General features: G+C 70.9%; 17 protein-coding genes. 2 read left to right on the top strand and 15 right to left on the bottom strand.

Annotated features, from left to right (window positions below; genetic code table 11):
* Window positions 1–84 precede the first annotated feature (84 nt).
* The 7 genes from galE to AC1DP0_RS05495 form a co-directional block, all read right to left on the bottom strand.
* Complete coding sequence (galE, locus tag AC1DP0_RS05525; RefSeq protein ID WP_478082861.1) at window positions 85–1,101, bottom strand: UDP-glucose 4-epimerase GalE; 1,017 nt, start codon at window positions 1,099–1,101, stop codon at window positions 85–87.
* A 40-nt stretch (window positions 1,102–1,141) separates the two neighbouring features.
* A complete protein-coding gene (locus AC1DP0_RS05520) occupies window positions 1,142–2,038 on the bottom strand; it encodes a M56 family metallopeptidase (RefSeq protein ID WP_478082860.1) in 897 nt (298 codons plus the stop codon).
* A 38-nt stretch (window positions 2,039–2,076) separates the two neighbouring features.
* A complete protein-coding gene (locus AC1DP0_RS05515; protein ID WP_478082859.1) occupies window positions 2,077–2,487 on the bottom strand; it encodes a BlaI/MecI/CopY family transcriptional regulator in 411 nt (136 codons plus the stop codon).
* 12 nt (window positions 2,488–2,499) lie between these two features.
* Complete coding sequence (cydC, locus tag AC1DP0_RS05510; RefSeq protein ID WP_478082858.1) at window positions 2,500–4,266, bottom strand: thiol reductant ABC exporter subunit CydC; 1,767 nt, start codon at window positions 4,264–4,266, stop codon at window positions 2,500–2,502.
* A complete protein-coding gene (gene cydD / locus AC1DP0_RS05505) occupies window positions 4,263–5,864 on the bottom strand; it encodes a thiol reductant ABC exporter subunit CydD (protein ID WP_478082857.1) in 1,602 nt (533 codons plus the stop codon). Before cydD ends, cydC begins: the two co-directional genes overlap by 4 nt.
* Before the next feature lie 74 nt (window positions 5,865–5,938).
* Complete coding sequence (gene cydB, locus AC1DP0_RS05500; protein ID WP_478082856.1) at window positions 5,939–6,988, bottom strand: cytochrome d ubiquinol oxidase subunit II; 1,050 nt, start codon at window positions 6,986–6,988, stop codon at window positions 5,939–5,941.
* Window positions 6,989–7,004: 16 nt separating this feature from the next.
* On the bottom strand, window positions 7,005–8,483 hold the full coding sequence (locus AC1DP0_RS05495; protein WP_478082855.1) for a cytochrome ubiquinol oxidase subunit I: 1,479 nt from the start codon (window positions 8,481–8,483) through the stop codon (window positions 7,005–7,007).
* Window positions 8,484–8,638: 155 nt separating this feature from the next.
* Between AC1DP0_RS05495 and AC1DP0_RS05490 the strand changes: the two genes are divergently transcribed.
* Complete coding sequence (locus AC1DP0_RS05490; protein WP_478082854.1) at window positions 8,639–9,007, top strand: GntR family transcriptional regulator; 369 nt, start codon at window positions 8,639–8,641, stop codon at window positions 9,005–9,007.
* A gap of 38 nt (window positions 9,008–9,045) precedes the next feature.
* Here AC1DP0_RS05490 and AC1DP0_RS05485 read toward each other — a convergent pair whose 3' ends face one another.
* The 8 genes from AC1DP0_RS05485 to AC1DP0_RS05450 form a co-directional block, all read right to left on the bottom strand.
* On the bottom strand, window positions 9,046–9,255 hold the full coding sequence (locus tag AC1DP0_RS05485) for a hypothetical protein (protein ID WP_478082853.1): 210 nt from the start codon (window positions 9,253–9,255) through the stop codon (window positions 9,046–9,048).
* Window positions 9,256–9,447: 192 nt separating this feature from the next.
* Window positions 9,448–9,582 (bottom strand): hypothetical protein, encoded by a 135-nt coding sequence (locus AC1DP0_RS05480; protein WP_478082852.1) that lies wholly within the window; start codon window positions 9,580–9,582, stop codon window positions 9,448–9,450.
* A 70-nt stretch (window positions 9,583–9,652) separates the two neighbouring features.
* Window positions 9,653–10,078: a nitroreductase/quinone reductase family protein gene (locus tag AC1DP0_RS05475; protein ID WP_478082851.1), complete on the bottom strand. Its 426-nt coding sequence runs from the start codon at window positions 10,076–10,078 to the stop codon at window positions 9,653–9,655.
* 74 nt (window positions 10,079–10,152) lie between these two features.
* A complete protein-coding gene (gene paaK / locus AC1DP0_RS05470; RefSeq protein ID WP_478082850.1) occupies window positions 10,153–11,472 on the bottom strand; it encodes a phenylacetate--CoA ligase PaaK in 1,320 nt (439 codons plus the stop codon).
* 30 nt (window positions 11,473–11,502) lie between these two features.
* On the bottom strand, window positions 11,503–12,273 hold the full coding sequence (locus AC1DP0_RS05465; RefSeq protein ID WP_478082862.1) for an amino acid ABC transporter ATP-binding protein: 771 nt from the start codon (window positions 12,271–12,273) through the stop codon (window positions 11,503–11,505).
* 116 nt (window positions 12,274–12,389) lie between these two features.
* Window positions 12,390–13,370 carry an amino acid ABC transporter permease gene (locus AC1DP0_RS05460; protein ID WP_478082849.1) on the bottom strand — a complete coding sequence of 327 codons (981 nt, stop codon included), beginning with the start codon at window positions 13,368–13,370 and terminating at the stop codon, window positions 12,390–12,392.
* Window positions 13,367–14,275, bottom strand: coding sequence for an ABC transporter substrate-binding protein (locus tag AC1DP0_RS05455; RefSeq protein ID WP_478082848.1), 909 nt, complete (start codon window positions 14,273–14,275; stop codon window positions 13,367–13,369). Before AC1DP0_RS05455 ends, AC1DP0_RS05460 begins: the two co-directional genes overlap by 4 nt.
* A gap of 207 nt (window positions 14,276–14,482) precedes the next feature.
* Window positions 14,483–15,616, bottom strand: coding sequence for a ScyD/ScyE family protein (locus AC1DP0_RS05450; RefSeq protein ID WP_478082847.1), 1,134 nt, complete (start codon window positions 15,614–15,616; stop codon window positions 14,483–14,485).
* A 378-nt stretch (window positions 15,617–15,994) separates the two neighbouring features.
* Between AC1DP0_RS05450 and AC1DP0_RS05445 the strand changes: the two genes are divergently transcribed.
* Window positions 15,995–17,265, top strand: a 1,271-nt coding sequence (locus AC1DP0_RS05445) for a DEAD/DEAH box helicase (protein ID WP_478082846.1), incomplete at its 3' end; no start/stop codon positions are given.

The following is a 17,265-nucleotide window of genomic DNA, read 5'->3' as shown; positions in this document are numbered from 1 at the left end:
GCGCCTTCAGTCGAGTGCCCATTTCCGGACGGGCCGCGCGACGTGGGGAACTGAGCACTCGACGGGGAGGAGGGCTCCCGTCGGTCAGGCGTCGGGGTAGCCGGTGGGGTTGGCGCTCTGCCACCGCCACGTGTCGACGCACATGTCGTCGATGGTGCGGGTCGCGCGCCAGCCCAGCTCGGCGTTGGCCTTGGCCGGGTCGGCGAACGAGACGGCGACGTCGCCGGCGCGCCGGCCGACGACGCGGTACGGCAGCTCGTGGCCCACGGCCCGCTCGAACGCGTGCAGCATCTCGAGCACCGTCGTGCCCTGGCCGGTGCCGAGGTTCCACACGCCGACAGGCTCCTCCATCGTGCCGAGCTTCGTCAGTGCGGCGAGGTGCCCCGCTGCCAGGTCCTCGACATGGATGTAGTCCCGGGCGCCCGTCCCGTCCGTGGTCGGGTAGTCGTCGCCGTAGACCTGGAGGTACTCGCGGCGACCGACGGCCACCTGCGAGATGTAGGGCACGAGGTTGTTGGGGATGCCCTGCGGGTCCTCGCCCATGGTGCCGCTGGCGTGGGCGCCCACCGGGTTGAAGTAGCGCAGCAGGGCGAAGCGCATGCTGGGGTCGGCCGCGGCCACGTCGCGCAAGATCTGCTCCTGCATGACCTTGGTCCAGCCGTAGGGGTTGGTCGCCGAGGTCGTGCGGTCCTCGGTGGCGGCCTCCTGGTTGGTGCCGTAGACCGTGGCGGACGAGCTGAAGACGAGCTTGTCGACCCCGTGGCGGCGCATGGCGCGCACGAGGGAGAAGGTCGAGCCGAGGTTGTTCTCGTAGTACTCGAGGGGCAGCTCGACGCTCTCGCCGACGGCCTTGAGCCCGGCGAAGTGGATCACGGCGTCGATCTTCTCGGTGGCGAAGAGGTGCTCGGTCTTGTCGTGGTCCGTCAGGTCGAAGGCGTGCACGGGCAGGTGCGTGCCGGTCAGGGCCTCGAGACGGTTCACCACCGTCGGCTTGCTGTTGGCGAAGTTGTCGACGATGAGCACGTCGTGCCCGGCGGCGATGAGCTGGACCACGGTGTGCGAGCCGATGTAGCCGGCTCCGCCGCTGACGAGTACGCGCATGGCGCCACCCTACCGAGCGGCTCACCCGCCCGGGAGCGGCTCAGACGACGGTCAGCCCGGCGATCGCGGCGAGGTAGAGCGCGAGGGGCGCCACGACGAGAACGGCCGAGACGGCATACATCCCCGTGGCGACGACCGGGACCGGCAGTCCGGCGATGCGCTCGGCATCGAGCAACCCGATGCGTGCGGTGGCGACCCGGGTGCTGTCGGCGATCGCCATGGCGCCCGCGGGCCTCGGGCCGCCCGCCATGGCGACGATCGCCCGTCCCGTGCTGACCGGCCCGGCCCGTCGGACGGCGGCACGGTCGGCGAGCACCTCGATGAGCAGGAGCACCTCCCGGAGCGCCGCATCACAGCGCAGGAAACCGGGCACCGCCTCGTGGACGACGGTGAAGAACTCGACGACGAGGTCGTGTCGTGCACTGAGGTGGGCACGCTCGTGGGCCAGGACCGCCGAGAGCTCGTCGGGTCCCAGCCGGTCGAGGGTGCCCTGCGTCAGGACGACGCGACGGCGTACGCCCGGGACGCAGTAGGCGGTCGGGGTCGTGTGCTCGAGGACGCGCATGTGTCGGTCGGCGCCCTCGCCGGCGACCCCGAGCAGGTCGACGAGATCGCGGTGGCGGCGCCGCGCCGCGCGCAGGTTGCGGCCGACCCGGTCCCCCGAGAGCAGCAGTCGCACGGCGACGAGCCCGCTGAGTGCGGCGGCGACGACCAGCACGGCCCAGTGCTCCGACAGCCGCACCTGACGGCCGACCAGCAGCGGGATCGCCGCCGGCGCGGCGAGCAGCGCGGCGAGCACGGCGGCGACGGCCGTGGCCTGCCAGAGCACCAAGGCGGACCGGGGGGCGCGCCGCAACGACGTGACCCGGGCCAGGGCGCGCGGCACCGGCCACGCGAGCAGGACCGCGAGGACGACGAGGGTCGCGACGACGAGCACGGCTCAGGTCGTGCGGCGCCCGGCCACGGGGTCGGGCATCAGCCGGCGCGCTCGGGTCGGCGCGCCTCGAGTGCGGCCAGGGCCGCCTTGAGCTCGTCGATCTCCTCGGCCGTCGACTCGTCGAGGAAGTGCAGCAGGGCGGTGTGTCGCTTGTCGCCGGCCAGCTCGCTGAGCGTGTGGTGCAGCGTCTCCGACGTCAGCTCCGCGCGGGTCGACGCGGCGGTGTAGCGCCAGGCGCGGCCGTCGCGCTCGCGGTGGACGAGGTCCTTCTTCGCCATCCGGTCGAGCACGGTCATGAGGGTCGTGTAGGCGAGCCCGCGGTCGACCCCGATCGCGTCGTGGACCTCGCGCACCGTTCGGCCCTCGGGGTGGGCGTCGGCAGTGGTCCAGAGCTCTTCCATGACGACGCGCTCGAGGTCGCCGAGACGGTTTCGCGGAGTGGTGGGCATGGTGGGTCCTATCTACCGACGTGGCGGGTCGGGTTCGTGCGTGCGGTCGCCCGGGTGGGCGTCCGTTTCTGCTGTCGTGTGCGCCATCGTCCCCGATGGCTGGCGCCGCACCTCGACGACACGGTCGAACAGCTCGGCGCCGTCGTCGCGATGAGTCGCCATGATGATCGTCTGCGCGGGCGTGTCCGTGCCCGCCACCCCCGTCGTACCCGGCGCGGCACTCCCACCCATCAGGTCCTCGACGACGGCGCGGGCCGTCGGCGGGTCGAGGTGGGCGACCGGCTCGTCGAGGAGCAGGACCGGGCGCCCGCTGACGTAGGCGCGGGCGATGCCGAGCCGGGCGCGCTCACCACCGGAGAGACCGCGGCCGGTCGAGCCGAGCGTCGTGTCGAGCCCGTCGGGCAGGTCCTCGACGAGTGGGCCGAGGCCCGCGGCGCGCAGGGCGCGCTCCACGGCGGCGTCGTCCGCGTCGGGCCGCGCGAGGGTGAGGTTGCCCCGCAGCGTCGTCGCGAAGACGTGGGTCTCGTCGTCGACGACGGCGATGCGCGCCCGGGTCTGCTCGAGCGGCTCCGCGAGCGCGTCGGTGCCGCCGAGCCGGTAGGTGCCACCCGACGGGTCGAGGTGGCGAGCGAGCACGGCGAGCAGGGTCGACTTGCCGCTGCCGTTGGGCCCGGTGATCGCGATGCGGCTGCCGGTCGGCACGTCGAGGTCGGTCGCCGTGAGGTCGGTGCGCGCGCCCGTCCACGACGCGGTGAGCCCGCGGGTCTCGACGTCACTGCTGGCGTATGCCGTGTGYCCGGGCTGGGTGCCCGACGTCTCGTCGTCCGCGTGGCCGGGCACGGCGACGGCCGGCGCGAGGTCGAGCAGGGCGTCGATGCGCTGCTCACTGCCCCGGGCCCGGGCCAGGGCGCGCATGGCGTCGACGAGTGGGGTGATGGCTTCGGAGACCGCGACGGGCGTGAGCACGAGGAGCGCCTTGACCGGGGTCGAGACGGCAAGGTCCTGGGCGATGACCGCGGTCACGGCGACGGCTGCCCCCACCGCGACGAGGAAGAGGGAGGCTGCGGCCGCGCGGCCGGCACTGATCCTCCGCGTCGCCCGGTCGAGCGCGGCGTGGGCGTCGTCCAGCCAGCCGAGCGCCGTGTGCCAGCCGCCGACCGCCCGCAGCTCACCGGCCTGGCTCGACATGAGCTCGCTGACGCGCGTCACCTCGGCTCGGGCAGCGAGCAGCTCTGCGAGGGAACGGGACTCGAGGCGAACGGCCAACCCGCTGATGAGGCACACGACGAGCCCGAGCCCGAGCATGACGAGGCCCACGGGCGGGGCGAGCACCATCGTCAGGGCGATGGCGATGCCACCGGCGACGGCCGTCGAGATGGCCGGGACCGTGACCCGCACCTGGGCGTCGACGACGTCGGTGAGGTCGTCGACGACACCGGTGAGCACGTCGGAGCGGCGGCGGCGTCCGAGGCGGGCCGGAGTGAGGGGGATGAGGGCCTCGTAGGCCGACGTCCGACGTTCGGCGAGCATCGCGAGTGCGGCGTCGTGGCTCGTGAGCCGTTCCCAGTAGCGGAACACGGGCCGCGCCATGCCGAAGGCGCGGACGGCGACGATCGCGGTGAGCAGCGTGAGGATGACGGGGTGCTCGGAGGCCCGGACGATGAGCCAGCCTGAGGCCGCGGTGAGGGCCATGCCTGCCGCGGTCGCGATGCCGCCGAGCAGGCCGCCGCGGACGGTGCCGCCGGAGGGCCACCAGACCCGCCGGGTCGAGGCGCTCATCGGTCGGCCTCCTCTCGGGAGCCGGTGAGGACGAGGTGGTGGTCGGCGTGGGCGAGCAGCTCGTCGCGGTGGGTCACGGCGATGACGACTCGGCGCTCGGCGAGCTCGGCGACGAGAGCAGCGATGTGCTCGGCGCCCTCGGGGTCGAGGTGGGCGGTCGGCTCGTCGAGAAGCAGGACGGTCTCGGGGGCGAGCCAGGCACGGGCGAGGGCGAGACGCTGGCGCTGCCCGGCGGACAGTCCGAAGCCGTCGTCGCCGAGGTCGGCGGACAGGCCACCGGGCAGGGCGGCGACGACCCCGTCGACCTCGACCGCGCGCAGGGCCTCCCAGAGCTGGCCGTCGGTGGCCGGATGGCCGATGGTCAGCGCCGAGCGCACCGTCCCGGTCGCGAGGAAGGGCCGCTGTGTCACGTAGTGCGAGGCCGGCGCCTCGACCGTGCCTGCCGTGGGCTGACGCAGTCCGGCTGCGAGGTCGAGCACCGTCGACTTGCCGACGCCCGACGGTCCGGTCACGACCGTGAGCCCGGGGCCGGCCACGAGGTCGAGGCCATGGACGACGGGAGCCGGCGACCCGGCATACGCGTAGGTGACGGCGTCGAGCCGCACGTGACCGACTCGTCCGCTGCGCTCGTCGGTCGACGAGTCGGCGGGGAGCTCGGAGGGGGTCGGGTCGAGGTGGGCGAGGATGGCGTCGAGGGCCACGGCGCCGTCGGCGGCGGCGTGGTACTCGGCACCGACCCGTCGCACCGGCCAGTAGGCCTCGGGGGCGAGCAGGATCGCGACGAGCGCCGGGCCGAGGGCCATCGACCCGGTGGACAGACGGAGGCCGACCGTCACGGCGACGAGGGCGACCGAGATCGTCGCGAGGAGCTCGAGTGCGGCCGACGACAGGAACGCGATGCGCAGCGTCTCCATCGTGGCGCGGCGGTGCCGGTCGCTGACCTCCCGGACCGTCGTGACCTGCCGCCGGGCCCGGCCGTAGGTGACGAGTGTCGGCAGGCCGCGGACGACGTCGAGGAAGTGGCCCGAGAGCGACGCCAGTGCTGCCCACCGCCGCTCGGTCGACTCCGCGGTGGCCTTGCCGATGAGGGCGGCGAAGACGGGCAGGAGCGGCAGGGTGAGCCCCACGACGAGGGCGCTCGGCCAGTCGACGACGACGAGCGTCGCGATGGCGAGGGCGGGCACGACGGCGGCGGTCACGAGGGTCGGGAGGAAGCGGGCGGCATACGGCTCCACGGCTGCCGTGCCCGCGGTCGCGAGCGAGACGGCTGCCCCCGGTTCGAGGCGCGAGTCTGCGTCGACGGTGCCCCAGCGACCCAGGAGCGAAGCTCGCAGCGCCGACGACACCGACACGCCGGACCAGGCCGCCACCCACTCCGTCACGGCCGCGAGCACCGCCCGCACGGCGAAGAGTCCGAGCAGCCAGGCGAGGGGAGTGGTGAGGTCCGTCCCGTCGACGACGGCCACGACGACCGCCGACAGCGCGAAGGCCGTCGCGATCGTCGTCAGGCCGCTCGCGATGCCGGTGGCGGCGAGGACGGCGACAGGCCTCCGGGCGGCCGGGACCGCCCGGAGGAGTCGTGGGTCGAAGGGCTTCACCGAGTCCGTGCTCTCTCGATCGATGGTGGCGTCAGGGTCAGGGTCAGGGTCAGGGTCGTGGTCAGCGGTCGGGTTCAGTGCGAGACGGTCTCGCGGGGGGCGTCCTCGGGAATGTGCTGGACCGTCAGGCGCTTCCGGAAGACCCAGTAGGTCCAGCTCTGGTAGATCAGGACGATCGGCGTGAAGACCAGCGCGACGATCGTCATGACCTTGAGCGTGTAGTCGGTGCTCGACGCGTTGTGGATCGTCAGGTTCCAGGCGGGGTTCGTCGAGCTCGGCATGACGTTCGGGAAGAGCACGAGGAAGTACGTCGCGACCGCCATGGCGATGGTGACGGCCGTGCCGATGAAGGCCCAGCCCTCACGCCCGGCCCGGTTCGCCGCGAGCCCGCCGAGGAGAGCGGCGGCCGCGATCACGGTGGTCATCCACGAGGCGGGCTTGCCGTCGGTGAGGCCGATCCAGACGAGCAGGACGACCGCGAGCACCGCGGCGACGACACCGACGCGCTCGGCGATCCGGCGCGCCTCGTGCCGGATCTTCCCGTCGGTCTTGAGTGCCACGAAGATCGCGCCGTGCGTGAGGAAGAGCGTCACGAAGACGAGTCCGCCGAGGATGCCGGCCGGGTTGAGCAGCGTGAAGAGGTTGCCGGTGTACTCCTTGTTCGCGTCGATCGGCACGCCGCGCACGATGTTCGTCAGCGCGACGCCCCAGAGCAGCGCGGGCACGAGCGAGCCCCAGAAGATCGCCCGGTCCCAGCGCGCCTTCCACTGCGCCTCGGGACGCTTGTGGCGGTACTCGAGGCCGAGGTTGCGCACGATGAGCGCGACGAGGATGAGCAGCAGCGGCAGGTAGAAACCGCTGAACAGCGTGGCGTACCAGTGCGGGAAGGCCGCGAAGGTCGCGCCGCCGGCGGTCAGCACCCATACCTCGTTGCCGTCCCACACCGGGCCGATCGTGTTGAGCAGGACGCGACGACGCTTCTCCGCGTCGACGGCGTCGGAGGCGTAGCGCTTGCCGCCGAGCACGGGCATCAGCATGCCGACGCCGAAGTCGAAGCCCTCGAGGACGAGGTAGCCGGTCCAGAGGATACCGATGACGAGGAACCAGAAGGTGGCGAGATCCATTGCAGCTCAGCCCTTCTCAGTAGGCGAAGACGAGGGGTGCGTCCTCGTCCCGGTCGGCGGGGTCCTGCGGCTCCTCGAAGGGCTCGGCCCCCTTGCGGACGTAGTGCAGGAAGAGCTTGATCTCGACGACGGCGAGGGCGCCGTAGAGCAGCGTGAAGACGACCATCGACGTGATGACCTCGCCCATCGAGACGTTCGGCGAGACCCCGTTGGCGGTCGTCATCAGGCCGAAGACGAGCCAGGGCTGGCGGCCGACCTCGGTGAAGATCCAGCCGAAGCTGTTGGCGAAGACGGGCAGGAGCGGAGCGGCCACGGCGGCATACACGAGCCACTTCGACGTCGGGGCGCGTCCCTTGCGCGTCAGCCAGAGGACGGCGAGCGCGATGAGTGCCGTCACCATCCCGAGCCCGATCATCAGGCGGAACGACCAGTAGGTGGTCGGGATGTTGGGGACGTAGGCCGTCGCGGTGTCGGCCACGCGGGGGTTGCCGCTCGCGCCGTAGGTCTGGGCATACGCGGCCTTGAGGTCGTTGATGCCCCTGACGACGCCCTTGAAGTCCCCGGTCCCGAGGAAGCTGAGCAGGCCGGGGATCTCGATGATGGCGTTGGCGTGCGAGCCGTCGAGCGAGCCGACCGTCAGCACGGAGAAGGGCGCCCCGGCCCCCGCGGGCACGGACTCGTAGAGCCCCTCGGCGGCGGCCATCTTCATCGGCTGGACCTGGGTCATGATCTTGCCCTGCGCGTCGCCGGAGACGACGACGCCGATGGCGGCGACGAGGGTGAAGACCGCCGCGATGCGGGTCGCCCTGCGGTACATCGGCGCATCGGTGCGGGCGACCTCCCGCGCGTCGTCGCCGGCGCGCTTGGCCTCACGGCGCATCAGCCACAGTGCGACGCCCATCACGACGCCGGCGCCGGCCATGTACGCGGAGAAGAGGACGTGCGGGAAGGTGACGAGCTGGACCTTGTTGGTCAGCACCGCGAAGAAGTCCGTGAGCTCGGCGCGTCCGCTCGCCTTGTTGTACGTGTAGCCGACCGGGTGCTGCATGAAGGAGTTGGCGGCGAGGATGAAGTACGCCGACAGCACCGTCCCGATGTGCACCAGCCAGATCGTCGCGGCGTGCAGCTTCTCCGGCAGCCGCCCCCAGCCGAAGATCCACAGGCCGAGGAAGGTCGACTCGAGGAAGAAGGCGAGCAGCGCCTCGATGGCGAGGGGTGCCCCGAAGATGTCACCGACGAAGCGCGAGTAGTCGCTCCAGTTCATCCCGAACTGGAACTCCTGCACGATGCCGGTGACGAGCCCGAGGGCGAAGTTGATGAGGAAGAGCTTGCCGAAGAACTTCGCCAGCCTCATCCACTGCGGGTTGTGCGTGCGCACCCAGGCGGTGTGGAAGACAGCGACGATGAGGGACATGCCGATCGTGATCGGCACGAAGAGGAAGTGGTACACGGTGGTGATGGCGAACTGCCACCGTGCCAGGTCCGTTGCATCCATGAGGGCTCCGCGAGGGGTCAGCACCAAAACTACGTGACGTAGTAGATGCTAGCCGTTGCGCTGGGAACGAGGGGACGCCCCTGTCCAGGGATCGGCGTGACACCGCTCACTCGGCCGGCGTTGACACCGGCTCCGGCCACTGCGTTACTCACGGGGTGACCGAACTCGACATCGTCGTCGACCCCGACGCCCGCGAGGCTCCCTTCGAGCAGCTGCGCGCGCAGGTCGAGGCGCTGATCCGCTCGGGCCGACTCGTGCCCGGCGACCGGCTCCCGACGGTTCGGGCGCTCGCCGTCGACCTCGGCCTCGCGGCCAACACGGTGGCCCGCGCCTTCAAGGAGCTCGAGGCCGCGGGCCTCGTCGAGACGCGCGGCCGGGCTGGCACGGTGGTCGCCTCGGGGGAGCATGCCGCCGAGGCGGCGCTCGGGGTGCTGGCCGAGCGGTTCGTGGCGGCGGCCCGCGCGGCCGGTGTCGCTGACCCTGCCGCGATCGAGATCGTCCGCCGCGCCCAGCGCGAGGCCTGACGGGAGCTCTCGCCCGAGGTCGTATGCCGTGTCGCCGGTCAGGCGTGCCGCTGCAGCGGGTGCAGGATGCGCGAGACGGCGATGCGGTGCGGTCGGTGGCGTTCGGGTCGGCGTGTCGGTGCTGGGGTCGGCTCGGGACCCGGTGGCAGGTCCGACATCAGCCCCCTCTCGAGCGCGGACTGCTGGTCAGCGGCGGACTTCACGGCCCAGGCGCCGGCGAGGCGGGCTGCGTGTGGAGGAATGCCCATGACGTGCTCCTGGTGCGGTGGCTGGTGCAGCGGGTGTGCGGCGGAAGTGGATACTGATCCCTCCCACGGCTCAGAGCCGGTGGGCGTCCCGCTGATACCCCGCCCCTCACCGAAGGGTTCCTGCGGAGACAGTCCGCGTGTGCACCTCGCGTTGTCAGAACAACGCAAGGTGCACACACGCGCGACGCCCGGTCAGTCGACGAGGTCGATGTCCCAGTGCTCGTCGTCGCGCAGGCCGGGCGCGGTCCACGCCGAGTCGGGCCGCCACCGCGTCCACTCGTCGTCGAACGGCCCGTCGCCGCGCGCGAAGTACGCCCGCGTGCTCACCGTTGAGCCGGATCGCCCGGGCCTGCCGCGCCGTCACCCGCCCGGCATCCGGACACCCTTCGGGTCTGCCTCAGCGTGTCGGGGTCACCTTCGCGATGGCGATGCGGCGGCCGGCCTTCTGCTCGTACGGGGCGAAGGACGGATAGGCGGTGACGAAGTCGTGCCAACCTGCCTCCCGCTCAGCGCCGCGCAGCACCTCGACGGAGACCGGCATCTGCTGGCGGCCCACCTGGATGGTGGCCGTGGAGGTCGCGCGCAGGTTGCGGATCCACTGCGGCTCCTTCGGCTGCCCGCCCGCCGTCGCCGCGAGGTAGTAGGCGCCATCGCGCTCGATGTAGGCGACCGGGACCGTGTGCGGCTTCCCCGAGCTGCGACCGGGAGCCGTGAGCAGCAGCACCGGGCTGCCGCCACGAGCCCTGCCGCCGATCCGCCCGCCCGTGCGTCGGTAGGTCCACGTGGCGCCCGCGTTCCCCGCCCGCCACAGTCGTCGAGTCATCGTGCCCATGCTCATCCCTCGCTCGGTCCCCAGGACCCCCATGGTCCGAGTCAAGCACTCCGCGACGGTTCGCGTCAGGCCGTGCCGCGCTCGTCGACGATGCGACGGGCCTTGCCGATGGAGCGCTCGATCGAGCCGGGCGCTCGCACCTCGACGCCGCAGGTCGTGCCGATGTGCGTCTTGATCGCGTGCTGGAGAGCGCGCGCGATCTCGTCGGCGGCGCCGGCCTCGAGGCGCGTGACCGGCTCGACGAGCACCGTCAGCTCGACCATCCGGCCGGGCTGGGTCAGCACGCACTGGAAGTAGGGCGACAGGCGCGGCTCGGCGAGCACGTGCTCCTCGATCTGGGTCGGGAAGACGTTGACGCCGCGGATGATCATCATGTCGTCGGTGCGCCCGGTGATCTTCTCCATCCGGCGCATCGACGGGACGGCCGTGCCGGGGAGCAGTCGCGTCAGGTCACGGGTGCGGTAGCGGATCACCGGCATCGCCTCCTTCGTCAGCGACGTGAAGACGAGCTCGCCGACCTCGCCGTCGGGCAGGACCTCCTCGGTGATCGGGTCGATGACCTCGGGGTAGAAGTGGTCCTCCCAGATGTGCAGCCCGTCCTTCGTCGTCGCGGCCTCCTGCGCGACGCCGGGGCCCATGACCTCCGAGAGGCCGTAGATGTCGACGGCGTCCATGCCGGTGCGGCGCTCGATCTCCTGGCGCATCGACTCGGTCCAGGGCTCGGCACCGAAGATCCCGACCTCCAGGCTCGTCGTGGCCGGATCGATGCCCTCGAGCTCCATCTGGTCGAGCAGGCTGAGGAAGTAGCTCGGCGTTACCATGATGACGCGCGGGCCGAAGTCCTGGATGAGCTGGACCTGCCGCTCGGTCATGCCGCCGCTGACGGGTACGACCGTCGCGCCGAGCCGCTCGACGCCGTAGTGGGCCCCGAGACCGCCGGTGAACAGGCCGTAGCCGTAGGCGACGTGCACGATGTCGCCCGGGTGCCCGCCCGCTAGACGAATCGAGCGCGCCATGAGGTCTGCCCACGTGTCGATGTCGCGTCTGGTGTACCCCACCACGGTGGGCCGCCCGGTGGTCCCCGAGCTCGCGTGCACGCGCACGACCTGCTCCCGCGGGACGGCGAACATCCCGAAGGGGTAGTTGGCCCGCAGGTCCGCCTTGGTCGTGAACGGCATACGGCTCACGTCGTCGAGCGACCGCAGGTCATCGGGGTGGAAACCCTTGGCGTCAAACGCAGCCCGGTAGTGCGGGACGTTGTCGTATGCCGTCCGCACCATCCGTCGGAGACGCTCGAGCTGCAGGGCCCGCAGCTCCCCCACCTCGAGGGTCGGGATCTCGTGGTCGGGCAGTGCGGGTCGGCTCGAGGGTGACTCCGTCGTCATGGCCCCATTCTTGCCCACGTCTCTTGCGGCTCAGGGGATCTGGGCGTCCGTCGCCTCTTCCTCGTCCTCGGTGCGCATCCGCGCGAGGAACGACTTGGTGCGCTCGTGCTGCGGGTTGCGGATGACGTCCTTGGGCCGGCCCTCTTCGACGACGACCCCTCCGTCCATGAAGACGACGTGGTCGGCGACGTCACGCGCGAAGCCCATCTCGTGCGTCACGACGATCATCGTCATGCCTTGCTGGGCGAGCTCACGCATGACGCGCAGCACCTCGCCGACGAGCTCGGGATCCAGGGCAGAGGTGGGCTCGTCGAAGAGCATCAGCTTCGGGTCCATCGCCAGGGCCCGGGCGATCGCCACCCGCTGCTGCTGGCCGCCCGAGAGCTGCGCCGGGTAGGCGTCCGGCTTGTCGGCGAGGCCGACCTGCTCGAGCAGCTCGTGTGCCCGCGCCCGTGCCTGCTTCTTGCTGACACCCTTGACCTGGATGGGTGCCTCCATGACGTTCTCGAGGGCCGTCATGTGCGGGAAGAGGTTGAAGCGCTGGAACACCATCCCGATCTCGCGGCGCTGGGTCGCCACCTGCTTGTCCGTGAGGTGGTGCAGGTGCCCACCTTCGTCACGGAAGCCGACGAGGTCGCCGTCGACCCAGATGCGGCCGCCGTCGATGGCCTCGAGCTGGTTGATGCAGCGCAGGAACGTCGTCTTGCCCGAGCCGGAGGGCCCGAGCAGGCAGACGACCTCACCACGGTGGACGTCGAGGTCGATGCCCTTGAGCACCTCGTTGCCGTGGAAGCTCTTCATGACGTTGACCGCGTGGACGAGCGGCCGGTCCTCACCCGTTCGCGAGCGCTCGGGCACCGGCGAGGCGGTGCGCTGGGGAGCTGTCGCGTTCGTCGGGGTGTTCGTGGTCTCGGACATCAGGCGCCTCCTGCCCCGGCGGGTCGTGCGAACCGTTTGTTGCTCGGGGTGCCGAACCCACGCCCGAAACGCTTCTCGAGGAAGTACTGGCCGACCATGAGCACCGACCCGACGATGAGGTACCACGCGGTGACGGCGACGAACGCCGGCATGATGAGCAGCGTCCGGTTGCCGATCGCGCTCGTCTGGTAGAAGAGCTCGGTGATGACGGGGATCGCCGAGAGCAGCGAGGTGTCCTTGACCATGGCGATCGTCTCGTTGCCGGTGGGCGGCACGATGACGCGCATCGCCTGGGGCAGCACGACGCGGCGCATGGCCTTGCCGCGGTTCATCCCGAGCGCCGCGGCGGCCTCCGCCTGGCCCGTGTCCACGGACAGGATGCCCGCGCGGGCGATCTCAGCCATGTAGGCCGCCTCGGACAGGCCCAGGCCGATGATGCCGGCGAGCAGCGTGCTCGAGAACTGGTTGACGTTGAGGGTGAAGAAGGTGAAGTCGCTCGACAGGCCCATGACGGAGGCGAGCTGCTGACCGAATGGCACGCCGAAGTCGATCTTGTTGTAGAGGAAGCCGACGCCGCTGCCGATCATCGCGAGCAGGACCAGGCGCGGGATGCCGCGGAAGAACCACGTGTAGACGAACGAGACCCCACGCAGGATCGGGTTCTCCGACAGGCGCAGGACGGCGATGATGATGCCGCCCACGATGCCGATGACCATCGAGCCGATGGTGCCGATGATGGTGCCCTTCCAGAGCCCCTCGATCACCGGGGTCTGCTGCATGATCTCGAGGGCCTTGGCGAAGTTCCAGCGCGGGTTCGTCACGAACGAGCTGATGAGCATGGCGAGGACCACGAGGATCACCACGAGCGCGACCCAGCGCCCGGGGTGTCGGACCGGCTTGGCCGAGATGACGCCCGGCCGGTCGGTGGTCGCGCCGGTCGGCGTCGCGGTGGTCTTCGTGCCGGTCACGGGGTCGCTCACGGGTTGACGGCGAAGTTGTCGATCCCGCCGGCCTCGACGGCGTACTTCTTCAGCGCCGCGTCGTAGCTGCCGTCAGCCTTGGTCGCCTTGAGGGCCTCGACGAGGAGGTTGGCGAGGTCGGTCTGGTCCTTCGGCACGACGAAGCCGTACGGGGCCGAGTCGTAGATGCTGCCGAGCGGCTCGAGCGTCCCGGTCTGCTTGATGGCGTACAACCCGACGGGGGAGTCGGCGAGCATCGCGACGGTCTTGCCGCTCGCGACGTCGGCGGTCACCTGGTCCTGGCCGGTCTGGATGACCTGCGTGATGGCCGGCTTGCCGGCGTCGGTGCACTTCTTGCTCCGTGCCGCGAGGTCGTCGGCCTGGACGGTGCCCTTCTGGGCGCCGACGCTCTTGCCGCAGACGTCGTCCATGTTGACCTTCTCGGGGTTGCCCTTGGCGACGACCCACTGCGTGCCGGCCTTGTAGTAGCTCACCATGTTGACCTGCTTCTTGCGGTCGGGGTTGATGGTGAAGCTCGAGACACCCATGTCGTACTTGCCGCTCGTCACGCCGAGGATGATCGTGCCGAAGCCCGCGGGGACGTACTCCGTCTTGAGGCCGAGCTTGGCCGCGACGGCGTTGAAGAGGTCGACCTCGAAGCCCTCGACGGTCTTGCCGTCGGTCGCGAGCATCTCGTTGGGCGCGTAGGTCGGGTCCGTACCGACGACGATCTTGCCGGCGGACTTCAGCTTCGCCGGGACCTTGGCGGCCAGTGCCTGGTCGACGCCTCCGCCGGCCGCGCTCGCCGAACCGGCAGGGGCGCTGCCTGCCGCCGGCGGGGTGGACAACGAGTTCGAGCCGCAGGCGGAGAGGGTGAGGCCGGCGGCGACGAGGCCGGTGACGGTGAACAGGGACAGGCGACGCATCAGGGGTCCTTCCGGGTCAAGCAAGTCGTTCGAGGTGAGCGGGCGCGACAGTGCGCCGAGTGATCTCGCCGATCCTGCCACCTTTCGCTGCGAGTACGCATGGATGCGGCCGAACCGTTAGCGGGGACACAGCAGCACCCCGGACATAGCGCCCGAGGTGCGTGCCGATGAAGGAGCGGACGTGTGCCGCGGGTGTCGCCAGGCGCCTCAGAGGCGGTAGCGGGTGATGCTGCCCGGAGCGTTGACCACCGGTCCCGCCGGGCCGAACGTGACGTCTGCGAGCGTGCCGACGTAGAGCGACTCGCCTTGGATCTCGATCGAGAGCGGTCGGTCGGTCGTGACGACGGTGGAGGTGCGCCCGTGCTTCAGCTTCGTGACCTTGCCCCCGAAGAGCTCGGCGACGTAGACGGCGCCGTCCTGGCCCAGGGCGAGGTCGGTCGCGCCGAGGAAGCCGGTCGCCATGCGCTGGGACGAGTGCTTCCACGGGTTGACGGTGTAGACGGATCCGCGCGCCCCGAGACTCGGGTCCTCCGGGCCGCCGGGCAGGGTCGAGACCCAGAGCTTCCCGCCCGCTCCGCGCTCGACGTCGGTGGGGACGGGCTCGAAGTTGTACTTCGCTCCGGCGAGGCAGGACGGTGCCCCCATGGCGGCGACCTGGGCGGCCGTCAGGGTGACGGGCTGGGGCGGCAGCACCGCGATCGTCGACACGTGTCCGTGACGGTCGACGCGGAGGATGTCGTTGCCCCCGGCATCAGCCACGGACCACGCCCCGTCCCCGATGTAGGCGACGGCATACGGGTGGGAGTCGACCTGCCCCTTGTAGGTCGCGGGGATCTGGAAGGCCTTCATGAAGAAGGCATCGAGCTCCCCCGGTGCGCAGCTCTTGCCCCCGGAGACGACGCCGTAGGTGGCGCGCTTGTCGGGGTTCGCCTTCTTCTCGTAGCCGCTGAGGTCGGCGACGACGTCCGACCGGCCCTTGCTGCGGATCGTCAGCGAGGTGGAGCTGTGGTCGTCGTTGGACGACGTGAAGGCATAGGTGGCGCCCCCTTGGATGACGTCGATGCCGGCGACCTCGGGCTGCGGACCCGTCGTGACGACCGTGTCGGTCCCCTTCGAGATCTTGTTGACAGTGCCGACGAATCCGTCGGTGTACCAGACGTCCTGGCCCGAGATCGCCATCCCGAACGGCGCGATGACGCTGCTGTTCAGGACCTTCGGTGAGTGCGCCGGGCCGTCCCCGGAGCCGTGGGCGGAGGCGCTCGACCCCGTGAGGGCGCTGAACGCGGTGGCTGTCGTGCACGCGGCGACGACAGCAGTGATGGCACGGATCTTGCTTGACATGTGGTTGCCCCTCGTTGTCCTTGAGAGCGGTAGTTCGGCGAGCTCTCGCGGCGTTCGGCGACGCCGTGTCTTCGACGGTAGGGAAGCGCTGTGGCGCCCGTCACACGTTTTCCCGTTTCCGCTCTGCCGTTCGCGAGGTATGTCGGAAAGACAGGGAAGATCCGCGCGAGGCTCCTCGGGACGGGTCCCGTACACGGCATAGGTCGTCTTCGGGTAGACTTGTCGGCAGCGGCCCGCCCAGTTCTGCCTCGGGTCGCTTCTTCTTGGCCTGGCGGAGTGTCGCCGGCCCCGTCGATTCGCTCTTGCGCCGCGACACCTCACAGCCGAGGCCGTCGCGCCGGGCAGAACGACCGCTTCCACTTTTTGGAGTACCCGCCTGTGTCCACTGACACGAACTTCGCCGTCCTCGGCGTCCCCGCCCACCTCGTCACGGTCCTCGACGACCTTGGCATCACCGTCCCGACCCCGATCCAGGCAGCGACGCTGCCCGACTCGCTCGCGGGCCGCGACGTGCTCGGCCGCGGCCGCACCGGCTCCGGCAAGACGTACGCGTTCCTGCTGCCCCTGCTGACGCGCCTGTCCCAGTCGGGCCAGCGCCGTCAGGCCCGCCGTCCCCGCGCTCTGATCCTCGCGCCGACGCGTGAGCTCGTGACCCAGATCGACACGGCCATGGCGCCGCTCGCCAAGGCGCTCGGCCTCACCTCGCAGACGATCTTCGGCGGCGTCGGCCAGAACCCGCAGGTCCAGGGGCTCCGGAACGGCGTCGACGTCATCGTCGCCTGCCCCGGCCGCCTCGAGGACCTCATGCAGCAGGGCCACGTCTTCCTCGACGGCATCGAGATCACCATCCTCGACGAGGCCGACCACATGGCCGACCTCGGCTTCCTCCCCGGTGTGCGCCGGATCATGGAGAAGACGCCCCGGGACAGCCAGCGGCTGCTCTTCTCCGCGACGCTCGACGGTGCGATCAACGTCCTCGTCAAGCGCTTCCTCACCAATCCTGTGACGCACGAAGCCGATTCGGCCCAGTCGCCGGTGTCGACGATGAGCCACCACGTGCTCCACGTCGGCGCCGACGCGCACCTCCCCGTGCTGCTGGACCTCACCGCCGCACCGGGGCGCACCGTCGTCTTCACGCGCACCAAGCACCGGGCCAAGAAGCTCGCCAAGCAGCTCAACGCCTCGGGAGTTCCGGCCGTCGAGCTGCACGGCAACCTCAGCCAGGGCGCCCGCACGCGCAACATGGACGACTTCCACTCCGGCCGCGCCCAGACGCTCGTCGCGACGGACATCGCCGCCCGCGGCATCCACGTCGACGACGTCGCGCTCGTGATCCACGCCGACCCGCCCGTCGAGCACAAGGCCTACCTCCACCGCTCGGGCCGCACGGCCCGCGCCGGCAACGACGGCACCGTCGTGACGATGATGCTCGACGACCAGGTGCGCGACGTGCGCGACCTGACGCGCAAGGCCGGCATCAAGCCGACCACGACGCGCGTCCAGCTCGGCCACCCGCTCCTGACCGAGCTCGCCCCCGGCGACCGGTCGTATGCCGGTGGCCTCGTCCGCGAGGCCGCTCCGTCGGGCTCGGGCGAGGGCTCAGGCCGTGGCGGCGCCGGCCGTGGACGCGGCCGCGGTCGTGGCACCGG

This window comes from Terrabacter sp. P5_B1 (assembly GCF_056400505.1).
The sequence above is the reverse complement of the archived record's forward strand: the minus strand, read 5'-3'. Positions and strand labels throughout refer to the sequence as shown.

What these genes read in the sequence shown, in the direction of transcription:
- AC1DP0_RS05475 (WP_478082851.1), bottom strand. Translation starts at nt 10,078, where the DNA reads ATGACTCGACGACTGTGGCGGGCGGGGAACGCGGGCGCCACGTGGACC.
- AC1DP0_RS05485 (WP_478082853.1), bottom strand. Translation starts at nt 9,255, where the DNA reads ATGGGCATTCCTCCACACGCAGCCCGCCTCGCCGGCGCCTGGGCCGTG.
- AC1DP0_RS05515 (WP_478082859.1), bottom strand. Translation starts at nt 2,487, where the DNA reads ATGCCCACCACTCCGCGAAACCGTCTCGGCGACCTCGAGCGCGTCGTC.
- paaK (WP_478082850.1), bottom strand. Translation starts at nt 11,472, where the DNA reads ATGACGACGGAGTCACCCTCGAGCCGACCCGCACTGCCCGACCACGAG.
- AC1DP0_RS05465 (WP_478082862.1), bottom strand. Translation starts at nt 12,273, where the DNA reads ATGAAGAGCTTCCACGGCAACGAGGTGCTCAAGGGCATCGACCTCGAC.
- AC1DP0_RS05450 (WP_478082847.1), bottom strand. Translation starts at nt 15,616, where the DNA reads ATGTCAAGCAAGATCCGTGCCATCACTGCTGTCGTCGCCGCGTGCACG.
- galE (WP_478082861.1), bottom strand. Translation starts at nt 1,101, where the DNA reads ATGCGCGTACTCGTCAGCGGCGGAGCCGGCTACATCGGCTCGCACACC.
- cydB (WP_478082856.1), bottom strand. Translation starts at nt 6,988, where the DNA reads ATGGATCTCGCCACCTTCTGGTTCCTCGTCATCGGTATCCTCTGGACC.
- AC1DP0_RS05495 (WP_478082855.1), bottom strand. Translation starts at nt 8,483, where the DNA reads ATGGATGCAACGGACCTGGCACGGTGGCAGTTCGCCATCACCACCGTG.
- AC1DP0_RS05455 (WP_478082848.1), bottom strand. Translation starts at nt 14,275, where the DNA reads ATGCGTCGCCTGTCCCTGTTCACCGTCACCGGCCTCGTCGCCGCCGGC.